The sequence below is a fragment of the Gibbsiella greigii genome (genome assembly GCF_039540155.1).
In the GTDB taxonomy this organism is placed as follows: domain Bacteria; phylum Pseudomonadota; class Gammaproteobacteria; order Enterobacterales; family Enterobacteriaceae; genus Gibbsiella; species Gibbsiella quercinecans.
Map to the genome: position 1 here is coordinate 135327 of NZ_BAABEM010000008.1, position 16983 is coordinate 152309.

At 54.8% G+C, this 16983-nt stretch carries 13 protein-coding genes and 1 pseudogene; 3 read left to right on the forward strand and 11 right to left on the reverse strand.

Going from position 1 to position 16983, the window contains the following annotated elements:
• Positions 1-2 precede the first annotated feature (2 nt).
• The 10 genes and pseudogenes from nikR to AC559G_RS09085 form a co-directional block, all read right to left on the reverse strand.
• A complete protein-coding gene (nikR, locus tag AC559G_RS09040; protein ID WP_498912296.1) occupies positions 3-473 on the reverse strand; it encodes a CopG family ribbon-helix-helix protein in 471 nt (156 codons plus the stop codon).
• Between the two features lie 20 nt (positions 474-493).
• Entirely contained in the window at positions 494-1855 is a 1362-nt protein-coding gene (glnT, locus tag AC559G_RS09045; RefSeq protein ID WP_498912297.1) for a glutamine synthetase, read from the reverse strand.
• A 52-nt stretch (positions 1856-1907) separates the two neighbouring features.
• Positions 1908-2666, reverse strand: coding sequence for a creatininase family protein (locus AC559G_RS09050; RefSeq protein WP_498912298.1), 759 nt, complete (start codon positions 2664-2666; stop codon positions 1908-1910).
• A gap of 16 nt (positions 2667-2682) precedes the next feature.
• A complete protein-coding gene (locus tag AC559G_RS09055; protein WP_498912299.1) occupies positions 2683-3585 on the reverse strand; it encodes an ABC transporter ATP-binding protein in 903 nt (300 codons plus the stop codon).
• 24 nt (positions 3586-3609) lie between these two features.
• Positions 3610-4572: an ABC transporter permease gene (locus AC559G_RS09060; protein ID WP_498912300.1), complete on the reverse strand. Its 963-nt coding sequence runs from the start codon at positions 4570-4572 to the stop codon at positions 3610-3612.
• 52 nt (positions 4573-4624) lie between these two features.
• Positions 4625-5629 (reverse strand): ABC transporter substrate-binding protein, encoded by a 1005-nt coding sequence (locus AC559G_RS09065; protein ID WP_498912301.1) that lies wholly within the window; start codon positions 5627-5629, stop codon positions 4625-4627.
• A 329-nt stretch (positions 5630-5958) separates the two neighbouring features.
• A complete protein-coding gene (gene aspA / locus AC559G_RS09070; protein ID WP_498912302.1) occupies positions 5959-7386 on the reverse strand; it encodes an aspartate ammonia-lyase in 1428 nt (475 codons plus the stop codon).
• Between the two features lie 59 nt (positions 7387-7445).
• A complete protein-coding gene (gltP, locus tag AC559G_RS09075; protein WP_498912303.1) occupies positions 7446-8765 on the reverse strand; it encodes a proton/glutamate symporter in 1320 nt (439 codons plus the stop codon).
• 529 nt (positions 8766-9294) lie between these two features.
• Positions 9295-9724: pseudogene (locus AC559G_RS09080) on the reverse strand (LysE family translocator).
• 85 nt (positions 9725-9809) lie between these two features.
• Positions 9810-11183 (reverse strand): MATE family efflux transporter, encoded by a 1374-nt coding sequence (locus AC559G_RS09085; RefSeq protein WP_498912304.1) that lies wholly within the window; start codon positions 11181-11183, stop codon positions 9810-9812.
• Between the two features lie 677 nt (positions 11184-11860).
• Between AC559G_RS09085 and AC559G_RS09090 the strand changes: the two genes are divergently transcribed.
• The 3 genes from AC559G_RS09090 (at position 11861) to AC559G_RS09100 (ending at position 16264) form a co-directional block, all read left to right on the forward strand.
• Positions 11861-13129 carry an SfnB family sulfur acquisition oxidoreductase gene (locus AC559G_RS09090; protein WP_498912305.1) on the forward strand — a complete coding sequence of 423 codons (1269 nt, stop codon included), beginning with the start codon at positions 11861-11863 and terminating at the stop codon, positions 13127-13129.
• A gap of 178 nt (positions 13130-13307) precedes the next feature.
• The gene (locus AC559G_RS09095; RefSeq protein WP_498912306.1) at positions 13308-13721 is read left to right on the forward strand and encodes a hypothetical protein; all 414 of its coding nucleotides are present in this window, start codon (positions 13308-13310) and stop codon (positions 13719-13721) included.
• 1019 nt (positions 13722-14740) lie between these two features.
• Positions 14741-16264 carry an EAL domain-containing protein gene (locus AC559G_RS09100; protein WP_498912307.1) on the forward strand — a complete coding sequence of 508 codons (1524 nt, stop codon included), beginning with the start codon at positions 14741-14743 and terminating at the stop codon, positions 16262-16264.
• 36 nt (positions 16265-16300) lie between these two features.
• Here AC559G_RS09100 and AC559G_RS09105 read toward each other — a convergent pair whose 3' ends face one another.
• Positions 16301-16792: a GNAT family protein gene (locus tag AC559G_RS09105; protein WP_498912308.1), complete on the reverse strand. Its 492-nt coding sequence runs from the start codon at positions 16790-16792 to the stop codon at positions 16301-16303.
• Positions 16793-16983: the final 191 nt, after the last annotated feature.

A 16983-nucleotide genomic window follows, 5' to 3' on the forward strand; every position in this document is an offset into this window, starting at 1 on the left:
CGTTAACTGGTGCTGCGGCTATGCACCGGCGGTATCACCGCGGTAACGGCCGCCATCGGTTGCAATTTCGCCATAATGACCCCTTTCAGGATGGCGAACTGGTCGGTAATGGCTTGCAGCTTTTTCGCCGGCCCCTGAACCAGAATGACCTCCATCATTTTATTTTCCGTCAGGTGCACATGCAGCGAGCTGATCACTTCGGCGATATTGTTGTATTGAATATCCGACAGTTTTCTTTGCAAACCACGGGTATTACGATCGTAAAACAGGGTGATGGTTCCCACCATCACCTCATTGCCCAGTTGCCGCTTATGTTCCACCAACTGCTGATTGATCATGTCGCTGATCGCCTGGGAGCGGCTTTCATATCCACGATTCTCGACCATCTGATCCAGTTCCTGGAGAACGTCAGGATCCATCGAAATGCTGATGCGACTCACCGATAAGGTGGACTTTTCGTCTGGGCGACTCATAGGCTCTCCAAGGTAATGGCTTAAAAAATATCGCTATAACGGTCAATTTCCCATTTACTGATGGAAAGATGATACGCCTCCCACTCATTAGTTTTATAGCGAATAAATTCATCGCGCAGCGCTGTGCCCAGCGTTTTTTCAACCAGCGGATCGGCGGCGAAGGCGGCGACGGCATCCTGCAGCGTCTGCGGCAAAAACTGAATGCCCCGCGCCTGGCGCTCCTCTTCGCCGATCGCATACAGGTTATCTTCGTTAGGCTCGCCGGGATCGATGCCTTCCCGGATGCCTTCCAACCCCGCCGCCAGCACCAGCGCAGCGGCCAGATAAGGATTGACCGCCCCATCCGCGTTGCGTGATTCGCAGCGCCCGCCGCCGAACGGCACCCGCACCGAGTTGGTACGGTTGTTGGCACCGTAAGAATTAAACACCGGCGCCCAGGTAAAATTGCTCATCGCCCCGCGCCGTACCAGGCGCTTGTAGCTGTTGACGGTCGGCGCCAACACGGCGCAAAGCGCACGGCCATGCTTGAGGATCCCCCCGATGAACTGGTAGCCCAGCGGCGTTAACCCCAGGCCGCGCGGATCGTCTTTGACATCGCACTGGAACAGGTTGGCCCCGCTTTCCCTATCATAAAGCGACATATTGAAATGCGCGCCGTTGCCGGTCTTATCGGCAAAGGGTTTCGGCATCATGGTGGCGATCAGCCCTTCTGCCTGCGCAAAATGTTTGGCCATAAAACGGAAAAAGACCAGGCGATCACAGGTGGTCAACGCATCCGCATATTTGAAATCGAACTCAAACTGGCCATTGGCATCTTCATGATCCAGGGAATAAAGATCCCAGCCCAGCGCGTTAATCTGTTGGGCCATGTTGTCCAGCCACGAAAAATTATCGACAAATCCCTGCACATCGTAGCAAGGCTTGGTCAGTTTATCCCCGGCGTGAGGAACGGCCAGCGAGCCATCCGCCAGCTTTTTTAGCAGGAAAATTTCACATTCAATCCCCAGGTTCATGCCAAAGCCCATTTTATCAGCTTCCGCCAGCTGATTTTTCAACGCAACCCGGGTATTGAGCGGATAGGGTTTCCCCTGAAAAGCGTTATCGGCGGGCATCCAGGCAATTTTGGGCTGCCAGGGCAACTGGATGACCCGGCTTAGATCCGGGATGGAAGTCAGCTCGTCATCGTTAGGCGCCTGGCCTAACCCGTCCAGCGCATAGCCGGTGTAACGTTCCGAGCCATTGACCATCTGCGGCAAATGGCCAATCGGCACTACTTTGCCTTTGGGAACGCCGTGGATATCCACAAAGGCGCCGATACAATACTGCACGCCTTTGGCGAGCAGTTCATTTTGGATACGGGTGATTTCTTCGCTGGAATACATAATACCGTCCTTATAGAAGTAGGCGCTAGGTGGGTGGAAACGCAAAACGGGTTTATCCGGCACAGTGATACGGCTTATCCAACGGCGGCGTTTCAGCCTGCCCGCGGGCAATCAGTTGGCTGAGATCCTCGACCATCCACTGGAACCAACGCTTGCCTTTGTCTGCACTGGCCTGGCTTGGGGTTCCGGTGACGCCATTGACGCTGGTGTGGTTGACCGGGTGCGCAAAGACATGATCGACGGTGCGATCGGGATCGTCCGCCGCGGCCAACAGGCCCGGGCGCGCCATGTCCGGCGTCTCCGCCAGCATTATTGAGGTTTCCGCATCGTTGGCATGCCAATCATCCGCATCGGCAAAGTGAAACGCCCGCACCCGCTCACTGATGGTGGCGGAGTTCACCACCGCGACCATCAGATCGTCATACTCGGCACGCAGCATCTCCAATGCGCAGCGCAACGGCGCCGCGTTGGTGACATGGGCGTTGACGATAAACAAGCGCCGCACCCCACTGGCATACGCCCAATCGCCAATCTGCTTAACCAGTTCAATCATGGTTATCGGCTGCACCGCCAACGTGCCCGGCCATTGCCGGCTATGGCCGATGGAACACCCATAGGGCAGCGTCGGCAACATCGGCACCCCGGTGGCGCGGGCAACCGCGCTGCACAAGCGTTCCGCCAATACGGCATCAACGCCGCACCCCAAATGCGGGCCGTGCTGCTCCGTCGCGCCCACCGGCAATATGGCGGCGTGATTAACGGCGGCCAGACGTTCCGGCAATTCAGACCAGGTGAGTTGGGACCAGAACATAGTGTTTTCCTTTTCTTCAGTCTTGGTGGTTGATGACGTCGGTACGATTGAGCAATTGCGGATGCATGGTGATCTGTTCTTGCTCTGGCGGATGGATCAGCGCTTCAAGGCGGGCACGGGTCGCCAGAAACTCGGGGGAACCCAGTTGCGACAACGCGCGGGGATGGGGAACCGGTACTTCGATAAATTCCTGTACCTCCCCCGGGTGCGGTTTAAGCACCAGAATCCGGTCCGCCAGGAACACCGCCTCATCCAGATCGTGGGTGATGAACAGGATGGTGATATCAATATTTTTCCAGATATCATGCAGATACGCCTGCATTCTGGCCCGGGTCTGGGCATCCAGCGCGCCAAACGGCTCGTCCATCAGTAAAATTCGCGGGCGGTTGGCCAGCGCCCGGGCAATCGCCACACGCTGTTTCATGCCGCCGGAAAGCTGGTGTGGATAGGATTCGCTAAACCGGGCCAGGCCAACCAGAACCAGCCACATAAGCGCTTCCTGCTCGGCCTTCACCCGCCCGCTGCCGTTCATTTCCAAACCAAACATCACGTTCTTTTTCACCGATAGCCAGGGGAACAATGTATAACTTTGGAACACCATGCCACGGTCGCGCCCCGGGCCGGAAACCGGTTTGCCGTCCAACAGCGCCTGGCCGTGGGTATAGGTTTCCAGCCCGGCCAGCATGCGGATCAGGGTGGATTTGCCGCAGCCGGAAGGCCCGATAACACAGACAAACTCCCGGCGATGGATCTGAAAATTGATGTTGCGCAGTGCTTCCACCGGCTTGGCGCGTGCCGGGTACACTTTCCCCAGGTTCTTCACTTCCAGGATCACCTCCCGCTCACGGATCCGCGCGAAGCGCTCGCGGACGGCCGGTGATTGCGCCAGATAGCTGGGCAGTTCGATAGGGCTTTGCATGTTGCTCTCCTTCAAGTATCCCGGTCAGGATGTTTGCGAACGAACCCAGGGAAAAAGCCGGCGCCCAAGCCATGCCAGCAATTGATCGCACACCAGGCCGATAATGCCGATGGTCATAATCGCCGCATAGACATTCTCAAAATGCTGATAGCGCGCTTGCTGAGTGATATACCAGGTAATGCCGGAGCTGGTGCCAATCAATTCGGCGACGATCAGGTAAGTCCAGGCCCAGCCGAGCAGGATGCGCTGATCGCGGTAGAGATCGGGCAAAACGCCGGGGATCACCACCTTGGTAAGCATTTTGAATGGGCGCGTGCCGAGGGTCATTGCCGCCTCCAACAGCGTGAAGTCCAGCTTGCGCGTGGTATTGGCGATAATCAGTATTTGCTGGAACAACGTGCCAATCACGATAATGGCAATCTTCGGCGCGTCATAAATACCGAGCACCGCCACCGCCAACGAGCCAAAGGCCGGTGCGGGCAAGTAACGAAAGAACTCAATAAACGGCTCACTGAGGCGGGAAATCGCGCTGTATGTTCCGCAGAGAATGCCAAGCGGCACGCCGATCAGCGAAGAGATCAGGAAGCCCCAAAAAATAATCTGAATACTGTGCCACAGGCTTTGATAAAGCCAGGGGGCATCCGGTTGCGGGGGCGGTGTCATCAGGCCGTGATAGAATGCGCCAGCAACCTCCAGCGGGCCGGGAAGATAAATGGGATTAGCCGGCGTCCCCTGCGGCGGCGCTTTATGTGCGGCCTGCATGTCGGCGGCTTCGGCGTTGAACACCGCCTTATCAACCAACATGCCCACCTGGAAATAATCCACATCGCCCGGTTCGGTGATCGCCATTTTAGGGTGCCATAGGCCCGGAACGTAGCTAATCGCCGCCCACATCAGCAGCGGCAGCAGAAACGAGCAAATCCCCAGCAGGGTGCGCCTTCCCGGCGCCAGCTCTGTCCGTACAGAAAACCATTTCGCCTGATTCATTCCGGCCTCGCACAAGAAAACTGTTAATCACAATCCCCCGTCACGGTGAGGCTTAACGGGCCGCATTGGTCAGGGTGGGATCGATATAGCTGTCGATATCCTGGGGCTTCGGATACAGGCCATTGGCGACGTTGAATTGGTCGGCGATGGCGGTTGAACCGTATAAAGAAGAGAACCCCTCTCCTTTAACGAAAATTTTGCGCCCTTCGCTTAACGGCAGCAGTTTGGTCCCCTTCAGCAACGGCAAATACGCCGCAGGCGCCAACCCCACCCTGGCTGCCATGATTTTCACCGCATCCGGCTGGGTTTCAGGGTTATCGATATAGGCCACGACCTTGTCCCATACCTTGACCACCTTCTGCCAATCTGCTTTGCGGGTGGACAAACTGGCGGGATTGACGGCAAGGACGTCATAAATCAAGCCTGGCTCATCGGCCGATGTGTAGATTGGCCGCGCGCCGGGCAGCGCTTTCATCGCCTGGCCGGATATCGGTTGCCAGGCGCCGATCGCGGCGATATCTCCGGAAGCAAGCACCTGGGGCATTTCGTTGGTTTTGGCATTCACCAGTTCCACGTCAGATTCCTGCATACCGGCTTTTTTCAGCCCGTTAAGCAGCAATAGATGCTCTACCAGCCCTTTCTCGACCGACACTTTCTGGCCTTTCAACTCACTGAGGCTTTTGATGCCTGGTTTGGCAATAATCATGTCATTGCCGTTCGAATAATCGGTCAGCATAATCATCACGCTTTTCCCACCGCCGGCGCCGGTCACCAGCGCGTCACCGTTGGTCATGGTCACCGCATCGATCTTGCCTGCGGCAAATGCATCCATGGAGGCGGAGTAGTCAAACCATTCGAAATCCACCTCAACGCCGGCCTGTTTGAACCATCCTTTATCAATAGCAACCTGCCAGGCGACCCAACCGGGCCAATCGCTATAGCCAATCTTTAACGGCTGGGCGGCATAAACCGAGCCGGCCCATAGCAAAGCAGCAACCGGAACAATCAACTTCGCGATACAGCGTTTCACTTTCGTTCTTGCAGTTCCAAAGTTCATGGCCGTTCTCCTGGTGAGTATTACTAAAATTGAAAAAAGTAATAATGCAAATACAACGAAGCAATCGGCATGCCAACACCATTTATGCGGTGAAATATAAATAACCACTTGTTTTAACAGGTTAAAGTAAAAAAACGGGCAGCATACGGCATGATTAACTGGCGGGCAAAAAATCACCAATGCGGTGCAAAAACGCACTGCAACGCAGCAATGCGCCATCGGGCTATCGCGATGCAGGTAATAAGAGGATCAAGCGGAGGAAACGCCGTGGCAGGCAACACACAAAACAGTGAAATCGGCAGGCCGGCGCCCCAGCCTGCCCGGGAGGGTTACTCTTCGGTATAGCGCTTGGCTTTGTAGGCCGGATGCATCAGGTTATCGACCGAGAAGATGTCATCCAGCTCCGCTTCGGTCAGCAGCCCGCGCTCTAGCACCACTTCGCGCACGCTCTTGCCGGTTTCGGCGCAGATCTTGCCCACGATGTCGCCGTTGTGGTGGCCGATAAACGGGTTCAGATAGGTGACGATGCCGATGGAGTTGAACACGTAGTGCTCGCACACCGCTTTGTTGGCGGTGATGCCGTTGACGCATTTTTCCAGCAGGTTGTAGCAGGCGTTGGTGAGGATATGAATGGATTCGAACATCGCCTGGCCGATCACCGGCTCCATCACGTTCAACTGCAGCTGGCCGGCTTCGGCCGCCATGGTCACGCAACTGTCGTTGCCGATCACCTTAAAGCACACCTGGTTCACCACTTCCGGCACCACCGGGTTGACCTTGGCCGGCATGATCGACGAGCCCGCCTGCAGCTGCGGCAGGTTGATTTCGTTCAGCCCGGCGCGCGGGCCGGAAGACAGCAGCCGCAGATCGTTACAGATTTTCGACAGCTTCACCGCCAGCCGCTTGAGCGCGCTGTGCACCATCACGTAGGCCCCGCAGTCCGATGTGGCCTCGATCAGGTCTTCCGCCGGCACCACCGGCAGGTTGCTGACTTCCGCCAGCTTTTGCACCGCCAGGTGCTGGTAGCCTTCCGGGGTGTTCAGCGCCGTGCCGATCGCCGTCGCCCCCAGGTTCACTTCCAGCAGCAGTTCTGCGGTGCGCTGCAGGTTGCGCACCTCTTCATTCAGCAGCACGGCAAAAGCCTTGAACTCCTGGCCCAGCGTCATCGGCACCGCATCCTGCAACTGGGTGCGCCCCATCTTCAGAATGGTGGCGAATTCCTGCGCCTTGCGTGCAAAACCTTCACGCAGTTCGTCAATGGCATCCATCAGCTTAAGGATCGAGGCGTAGACGGCAATGCGAAAACCGGTGGGGTACGCATCGTTGGTGGATTGGCTGTGGTTGATATGATCATTGGGGTTCAGGTATTGGTACTCCCCCTTCTGGTGCCCCATCAGCTCCAGGCCGATATTCGCCAGCACTTCATTGGTGTTCATATTGAGCGAAGTGCCCGCCCCGCCCTGGAACACATCCACCGGGAACTGATCCATACACTTGCCGTTATCCAGCACTTCATCGCAGGCGCGGATGATGATATCGGCAATGCTGCACGGGATGGCTTGCAACTCTTTGTTCGCCAGGGCGGCGGCTTTTTTCACCATCACCATGCCGCGTACAAATTCGGGAACATCGCTGATTTTACCGTTGCTGATATAAAAGTTTTCAATCGCACGCAGGGTATGAATGCCGTAATAGGCCTCTGCGGGAACTTCACGGGTGCCGAGCAGATCTTCTTCAATACGGATAGCGTCAGACATGATGAACAATACCTTGTTGAGTAAAAAATGGTCCGCACCGGCGAGTGCGGACGGGGAAATTATTTATTTTCAAACTGCGGTACGCTGCGGTTGGCAAAATAGTGCGTCTCATAGATGCGCGCGCGCTGCCTGTCGAACTGGCGCTCCCATTTGGCGATGACCAGCACCGCCAAAGCGTTGCCCACCACGTTGAGCGCGGTACGGGCCATATCCAGGATGCGGTCGATACCGGCGATAAACGCCAGCCCTTCCAGCGGGATCCCAACGCTGCCCAGGGTGGCCAGCAGCACCACGAACGAGACGCCCGGCACGCCGGCAATCCCCTTCGAAGTCACCATTAAGGTCAGAACCAGCACCAGTTGCTGGCCAATGGACAAATCGATGCCGTACAGCTGGGCGATAAAAATGGCGGCGATGCTCTGATACAGCGTCGAGCCGTCCAGGTTAAAGGAGTAGCCGGTGGGCACAACAAAGCTAGTGATGGCTTTCGGCGCCCCGTACTGCTCCATTTTTTCAATGATGCGCGGCAGGACGGTTTCCGAACTGGCGGTGGAAAACGCCAGAATCAGCTCATCTTTCAGGATGCGTATCAGTGTGAGGATGCGCAGTTTGCAGAGCCTGGCGATAAAGCCCATCACCACCAGGGCAAAGAACAAGATCGCGCCATACACCACCAGCACCAATTTCACCAGCGGCAGCAGCGAGGCAAAGCCAAAGTTGGCGACGGTGGTGGCTATCAGCGCAAACACCCCAATCGGCGCATACAGCATGATCATATGGGTGACTTTGAACATGGTTTCCGAAACGGCTTTGAACACGTCGAGCAACGGCTTTTTGGTTTCGGCCGGCAGTGAGGAAAGCCCCAGCCCAAACAGCACGGAAAAGAAGATAATCGGCAACATATCCCCTTTGGCGATAGCGGCGAACACGTTCGAGGGGATCAGCGAGAGAATGGTGCTCACCAGGCTGTGGCTGCCGCTTTGCACCTGTTCCGTGGTCTTTTCATAGCTGGAAATATCCACCGCGTGCAGCGTCGCCATATCAATCCCGCTGCCGGGGTGAAACAGGTTAGCAAAGACCAGGCCCACCAGGATGGCTACCGTGGTCACCAGTTCGAAATACAGGATGGTTTTCACGCCGATGCGCCCAAGCTTTTTGGCATCGCCTACGCCAGCAATCCCCACCACCAGGGTCGAAATGACGATCGGCACGACGATCATTTTGATCAGCGAAATGAAAATACCGCCCGCGGGGTTAAGAATGTTACCCACCATCCAGCTTTTATAATCCGCATGGCTATGGATAATGGCGCCCACAAGAATGCCGAGGCACAGCGCGATCAGAATTCGCCAGGCAAGGCTTTTGCTGTTTTTCTTCATAAGTACAATCCCATCAATATCTTTAAACGCCACGCTGGTGCAGCCAGCACGGCGATGCATTTTTGGTGATCCAACAATTGAATCGTTTCAGTGGTTATTAATGCCCATCGGGCGGCGTGAGTGTGGTGTGAATTTCCTTATGGATCAGGGCTGTCGTTCGGCGAAGTGAATATCCTGGCGTACGTTCCGGCAGGTTGTGCGCGGTGTGAGGCGGGAACGGCCCCGCGAGGGGGTTGGCGGCGTTACAGCAGCGGGGGCCGTAAAGTAATACTGCGAATTTCTCATAGCTCTCTCATCAAACATCGGTAACCTGTTTAGCAAGAGAGTTTAAGCATGAACTATGCCATTCATTAGCAACGTTAATTTTATTAATACAATCAAACAAATATTAATAACGGCCCGAACGCGCTACGGCCCGTGCAGAGCACCACAAGGCATCAAATGCACCCGAACAGTGCAAAATGGGTGAAACTTTTTCCGCCGTCGACGCCATAATGGTTCAGCGCCGCACTGGCATAGCGGCGGCAGGCTAACGCCGAGCGTCGGCGAGCATCCGCACGGCAAGGGCCGCCAATACCGTGCCCATCAGCCAGCGCTGCAGCACTATCCACAGCGGCCGGCCGGCGAGAAATCCTGCGATAGCCCCTGCGCTCACGGCGATCAGCGCGTTAACGCTCACGCTAATGGCAATCTGCAGGCCAGATAAAGCAGGTACAGCGCGCCGCCAATGCGCAACGTATTGTAGGCATAGGGAACGGCCATCACCAGCGCCGTGATGCCGAACGCCGCGCAAAGCATATAGAAAACAAAGCCCAGCGCTACGCCGCCAGCGAAATCAGCCCGGCCGTGCGGCCCTGGCAGATCGACCGTGAAATCAGATACACCATATTGGGGCCAGAGGTGAGCACCATCCCCAACGCCACCAGGCCAAACGCGAACAACGCAGACAGTTCAGGCATGTTTTTCTCCAGGAGCGCACCCAACGGCTGGGCGCGCTACCACTAAATCCCTGGCCGACGTTTGCCTAGCGTAAAAACGCTTTTGTTAGCCCGCACAACGTTCAGACGGGGCAAACTGCGCCTTCAGCCGCATGAGCTGTAGCCACAGGATGGCAATGCACAGGCAGCCGGTGATGGCATCCGCCAGCGGCACCGCGTAATAGATACCGAATACGCCGCAATACCAGGGCAGCACCAACAGCAACGGCACCGTCAGCACAACGTAGCGCAGCAGTGAGATGTACAGCGCCGTTTTGGCAACGCCCAGCGACTGAAAGTACATCAGACACACCTGTTGCAGAGCAATAAACGGCATCGACAGGTGGAAAATGATGATGGCCAGTGCGGCAACGCCGATAACCTGTGGATCGGCAGAGAAAAACGCCGCCATCGGCCGGGAAAAGAAAAAGCAAATAAGGGTATATAGCAGCGCCGCGCCGCATGAAAACAGCGATAACGTCTTGATCACGCTGTGGACACGCTGCACCTTGCCGGCCCCGAGGTTATAGCCGACAATCGCCTGCGCCCCCATGCACAAACCGTTTAACGGCAGTGCAGCCACCATCAACAGCCGGGAGGCAATACCGACGCCGGCCACCACCGTTTCGCCATAGTGCATGGCGACACGGTTAAGAAAAGCGATAGAAAGCACCTGCAGCAACGCGTTCAATGCGCTGGGGAACCCCACCCTGACGATACCGCATAGCTCCCTGGCCGAGGTTAACCCAGCCTTCAGATTAATAAGGCTGCGCCCGGAGGACCAATACGCCATATACATGGCCACAGAAACACACTGGCCGATCAGCGTGGCGATACCGGCGCCTTCGATCCCAAAACGATAGTAAAAGATGAACACCGGATCCAACAGCCCATTGCAAATAAAGGCCGCAAGCTGCGTGTACATACTAAAACGGGTATTCCCTTCGGCCCGCGCGATAAAACCGCTGGTCATATTGATCACCACCAGCACATAGCCCACCAACAGCCAACGCAAATAGCGCTGTGATAACGCCAGGGTTTCATTCGCCGCCCCCATATAGGAAAAAATCTGTAGCGAAAAGTATTCAATGAACACGCATAACACGATGGCGCAGACAGCGCCCAGCGCTAGCGAAGAGAGCGCATATTGGCCTGCCCGTTGATTGTCCCCTGCCCCCAGATAACGGGAAATAAAAGAGGCCACGCCGGTGCCGAAACACAGCCCAATACAGGAAACGGCGATCGCAAAGGGAAAGGTCAACGCCATTGCCGCAATGGCTTGTGTTCCCAGGCAGCCAATAAAAAACGCATTTAGAATTTGATATAAGGCGCTGACGCTCACGCCGATAATGGTCGGCAACGCCAGCCTGATGATGAGCGGTAATATCCGGTCATTGGCCAGTGCGGAAAGCCGCACTGTATTATCTGTTGCTGGTTTCATACTCCATACCCATTAATCTCTGTCATGCTGGTGATAGACTCGTTGAGGCAAAAATATCGCGCAAAGCGAATCCGTATTATTATTATTTTCACCGGGGCTATATCACGCTCAGAACGCGAAAGGGACGCTTTTGCGCAACAATATTTGCGCGCTAGCGGGAGCCTCACGAGTGATAGCTACATTCTTCATACTTCATACTTCAGGTTCAGCACGGCGGCAATTGACGTATGACGAGGTATACGGGGAAGGCAGACTGAATAAGGGAATAAATTTCACGGTGCTTTAAAGTAAAAACACGCACAGTCAAAAAAACGCATCCACAAATAGAAAAACCGGGCCGATGGCTAATGCGATTTAAATCACCACTACGCATCAGGCACATTTTAAAGATACCCCCTGCGACATTAAGAAAAATGACATAAATCAATGCTACGCCTCTAATGGTATAAATTCAGCGTAGAAAATCATTGTGAAAATAATAATTTTATTTTGGAAATATATAGATACATGCTATTTCCTAACGACAACGGTCAGGCGCCCTCTCGCTGGGCTTCACATTACCCGCCAGGAAAATAAATAATCATATCTATAATTAATATATAGGCCGCAAGACTCTGTTGCTACGATAGCCATTAATCCGCCCTGCATTTTAGCCATCGCCGTGTAAGGAAGAACCCATGACTATCATCGAAGAGATCAAACCCGCCACGCCTGAAGTCCATGTCAATTCCACCGAGCCGTTTTCGCCCTTACCGCGCCCAACCACGCCTGCCCACGTTATTACCAGCGATGCCGAAGCGATAGCCGTCGCGGAACGCCTGGCGGCGCAATTCGCCAGCGGCGCCGCACGCCGCGATCGCGAGGGGCTGTTGCCGATAGCCGAATTGGAAGCCTTCTCGCAAAGCGGCCTTTGGGGCATCAACGTGCCGAAAGCTTATGGCGGTGCGCAAGTGTCTTATGCCACTTTGGCTCGGGTTATCGCCACCGTTTCCGCTGCGGATTCCGCTCTGGGGCAGATACCGCAAAACCATCTGGCCGGGGTAGCCCACTTAATTGCCGACGGCAGCGAGAGCCAGAAAAAAACGCTGTTGGCCGGCGTATTGCAGGGGCTGCGTTGGGGCAATGCCTTTTCTGAAAAAGGCTCGGCTACCGTGGCCGATTTCAAAACGACCCTGCGCCAGGAAGGCGATGAGGTGGTGGTCAACGGTGAGAAGTTTTACGCCACCGGCGCGCTGCTGGCGCACATCGTTCATGTCGTGGCAGTGGATGCCGAAGGCAAACCACATTTGGTTATCCTCGAACGCGATGCGCCAGGGTTGAAGGTGATAAACAACTGGTCCAGCTTTGGGCAGCGCACCACCGCTTCGGGCACGGTTATCCTTGATAACGTCCGCGCGCCGCGCGACCGCGTCATCCCGGTATGGCAAGCATTCGATCGCCCAACCGCCGCCGGGCCGATTTCGCAAATCATCCAGGCGGCGGTTGACGCGGGTATCGCCCGCGGCACCATCGCCGACACCCTGAGTTTTGTGCGTGAAAAATCTCGCCCCTGGATCGACAGTGGCCAAACGCGAGCCGCCGACGATGTGTTTACCATTGCCGCCATCGGCGATCTTAAAATTCGCCTGCACGCGGCCGAAGCGTTGCTATGGCGCGCTGGTCAGTTGATCGATACTGCGCTGGCCACACCGAATGAAGAAACAGTGGCCGAGGCCGCTGTCGGCACTGCCGAAGCCAAGGTGCTCACCACCGAGATCGCCGTTTTGGCCGGGAATAAGCTGTTTGAGCTGGCCGGCACGCGCGCTACGCTTGCCGAATATAACCTTGACCGCCACTGGCGCAATGCCCGCACCCACACGCTGCACGATCCGGTGCGTTGGAAATACTTCCACGTCGGCAACTACTACCTGAACAACATCAACCCACCGCGCCACGCATGGAATTAACGCTCTACGCCTTGTAAACCCGCCGCCGGAATAACACCGCATTATTCCGGCCTGGCCGGCTCAGCCAACATAGCCAGGTTTACTATGCGTTATCTACGGCTGCACAGCCTCCACAACGTTTTTACAAAAAACATCGCAAGGGTTACTATCCCGTGGAACTTTCAAGGAGTGACCCACCATGTTTTATAAAACCCTGGTACCCATTATTCCCTTTCTGCTCTGTGGCTGCATGGCAATCAGTCCGTTTAATGGCAAAAGCCAATTGACGTCGCTGCAATCTGGGAAATCTTCTATAGATTTAAGAATTTGCCTGGAACGCGCTTTCAGTAAACAGGGCTATAGTCTTCAAAGGCAGTCTACTTACGGCATCAACGATCCGCAGCAGCTCTATTATGTTTATCCCGCCGGCGCGGCCAAAACGGATGAAAACGTGCAGGTTGAAATAACCACGACGGATCATGGTGAGCAACAAAACAGCAAAATGAAAAATTCACGCAGCTCGGGGGTTGTGATCGCCAAAGAAAATGCGCCATTGGGGACATTTATGGCGACGATTAAACAGTGCGAAGATAAGTTTCACGTTGTTTATTAGGCGCTGTTTTGGAATAACTCGCCTGAAACCGCCGTCCTGGCGGTTTCGCCTATGCTACGTTTCGCCGTTCGGCGCCTTCAATGGCTTCAACCCCGGTGCCCCACCCACCAAATGCGTTGTTTTTGGGGTTAACTTATGTCAAAGCCGAAGGTTAGATTGCCCGGTTACGATAGATTGGGGGGTTGACGTTTAGCGCGCATCTTGGGCTGCCGAGCAAGGCACCGTTGCCAGGGGCAATCGTCCAAGGACGGACGATTGAGGCGAGACAAACAGGGAGGTTTGTCGTAGCCGACCCGCCCGGCGACGGGGACGCGGCGAGGGTACCCGCGCAGCGGGCAGGCCATGTTAAGCGCAGGCCGGGGTGTCGGGGCCGGGCCTTCGGCCCTGACAATTGCCGTGCGCAATGGCCGCAAAGAAACACAGTACGATTAAGGCAATTCCCTTTACGCTGGTGGCGGCAGAGTACGGTTTCGTCAATGTAGAGAGAAAGGATCTCTTTCACCATAACACCGGCGTTATCTATAACCCCCAGTTGCCTATGCCCTTCCCCCGCTGGAAACACAAAAAATAAAACCAACACCTGATGAAAAGCCACTCTCATTGACAACAATCAACAATAAAATCATTAGATTAAATATATTAATCCGTATGAAAAGTATAATTTATTCATCAAAGCACGGGGGCAAAAAACGGATTATTGAACAAAAAACGCCCATATAAAAATGGAAATGCTCATTTTTAAACCCACAACACTGGGCCCTCTCGCACAATACGCCCATCAGTTTCTATACTGTTTATCAGCGTGCTGAAAATTCTAAAAAACGAAAACAAACGCTTCGAATAATTACCAGGCAACACTTTCGCTCATCGTGTATGGCGAGGCGACGGGTGACGAATGATCAGAGAAAGGCGGCAGGCTAATACGGCAGCAACCAACACCATCCACCCCGGCTTTCGGCCCGATCACGGCTCGCTTCGCATCTGCAATGTGCTTAGCCTTGAGGATAAAAATGAAAGCAATGAACTACAAAGCATGGATGATGACCATTGCCAGTATTCTGGTAGGCGCATTTTGTATGCTGCTTGTCTGCCAAATATCAATCGCGATGCTGGATCAGAGCAAAGTCAATGACTATGCCGATAGCATTATCGCCCGGGCGGATGAAGTGGTTACCGAATCGATGACCAGCATTGAAGATGTACACACCTATACGTTCAGCCCCTGTTCGCCCGAAGATATTTTCCAACTGCGTTACCAGGTTTTTAACGCGCATTATCTGCACGATATCGGCCGCCTCAAAAATAATGCATTAGTCTGCACCGCAGTACGCGGCATAATCGATCCCCCAATTCCCCTGCCGAAAGCGGATATGCACCAGGCAGACGGTATGCGCTTATGGAGCGGCGTAACCGGGTTGTTTGACGCCAGAATACAAACCGACATCGCCAGCCGTTATGATATCGCCGTATTTACCTCCCCCAGCGCATTTCAACGCTTCACATTACCGATGCGCGGTTACAGCGCGCTGTTGACATCGCCTGATAACGGCCATGTCTATCAATCATTTGGAGCGATACACCCCGATGTATTAACCCGGCCCAGTGCCTGGTATAACCAATACCGGCAGCAGCACCGGTGCAGTAGCACCCATGATGTCTGTGTCTACGCTCGCCTCAATGATTCCGGGATCCTGGCTCTGAAACCGGGCATCATTGTGGCTATCGTGTTAGCCGGCGCCGCCATCGGCGGCGGCGTATCCATGTTGTTTTTCCTGTTGATGGAGCGCAGCAGTTTGCTGTGCCGCCAACTGCTGCACGCGGTGAAAAAACACGAGCTCTACCTTGAGTATCAACCCATCGTATGTATGAAAAGAATGCAGATCATCGGCGTGGAGTCGCTGGTCAGGTGGAACAACAAAGGCAAAGAACCCATCTCGCCGGACGTTTTTATCCCGATCGCGGAGCAACAGGGGATCATCAATGAAATTACCCACCAGGTCACCGACCGGGCGCTGGCCGAACTGCAGGCTGTTTTGCAAAAGCACCCGGCGTTTTACGTCAGTATCAATCTTGATATTTCGGACGTGCTGGACGACGATTTCCGCAACTATCTGAATACCCAGGTGGAGAAATATGGCCTATGCCGGCGGCAAATTATGCTGGAAGTGACCGAGCGATCAACGGCGACGCATGCCGAACTGGCGGACAAGCTAAACGCGCTGCGGCAAGAAGGATACCGCATCGCGCTGGACGATTTCGGCACCGGCTATTGTAACCTGTCGTACCTTTCCAGCCTGCCCTTCGATACCCTGAAGATAGACAAAATGTTCACCAGCGCCATCGGTACCGGTTCGGTCAATGCCAAAATCGTCGATTTGCTGTTTAATCTGACCGCCGACTTCAACACCAGCGTTACCGTCGAAGGGGTTGAAACGCCAGAACAGGCGGAATACATCCGCCAGCACAGCCCCAATGCGGCCGTGCAGGGGTGGCATTTCGGTTACCCCATGAGTGCGAAGGCGCTGCAGGAAAAATACTTTTAAGGCCCCAGGCGCCGATGAAAAACCTGGCGCCCGGCGTTATTTGAGTTTGGCCATCAGCATCACATCGCAATACTGCCCGTTCCTGAAGGCAGCTTGGCGCTGCACGCCCTCGGCCGCAAAACCAAATTTCCGGTACAGGCCGATGGCGCTTTCGTTATCGGTAAACACTTCAAGCTCCATGCGCACGGCGGCAAGCCAATTGAAGGCATAATCAATGCCGGTTGCCAACAGTTTGGAACCCACCCCACGGCCGGCGAACGCCGGATCGACGCCGATACCCAGCCCGACCACGTGCCGTATTCTGGGGTTGTTGTTGGTAAATAGCGTGATATCCCCCACCACCCGACCTTCTACTTCCGCCACAAAGCTGACCCGACCAATGCTTTCGTTTTGCGCCAGCTTATTGCGCCACTGCGCTACCGATGGGTACGGCAGTTGCAGCGTATTGGCATACAGCGTTGGGTGACTGTAAATCCGTTGGTAACTTTGAGCATCTTCCGGCTCACCGCCCCGGATAATTATCTCCATATTTTTGTTAACCCCTGAATGACACATTAAAATAAATCTAATCAGTTCTTTTATAAAAGGTCTACCCTTCATACTGCAAGTTGCAGGTGTGTTGGCTTGGTTACTCGGTACATCCCTGGGCCTTGCCCCTTCGGGCCAGCGCTATCGCTGTTCAACAAACCCGTTTGCGTTTTTGTCCTCTAACGCGAATT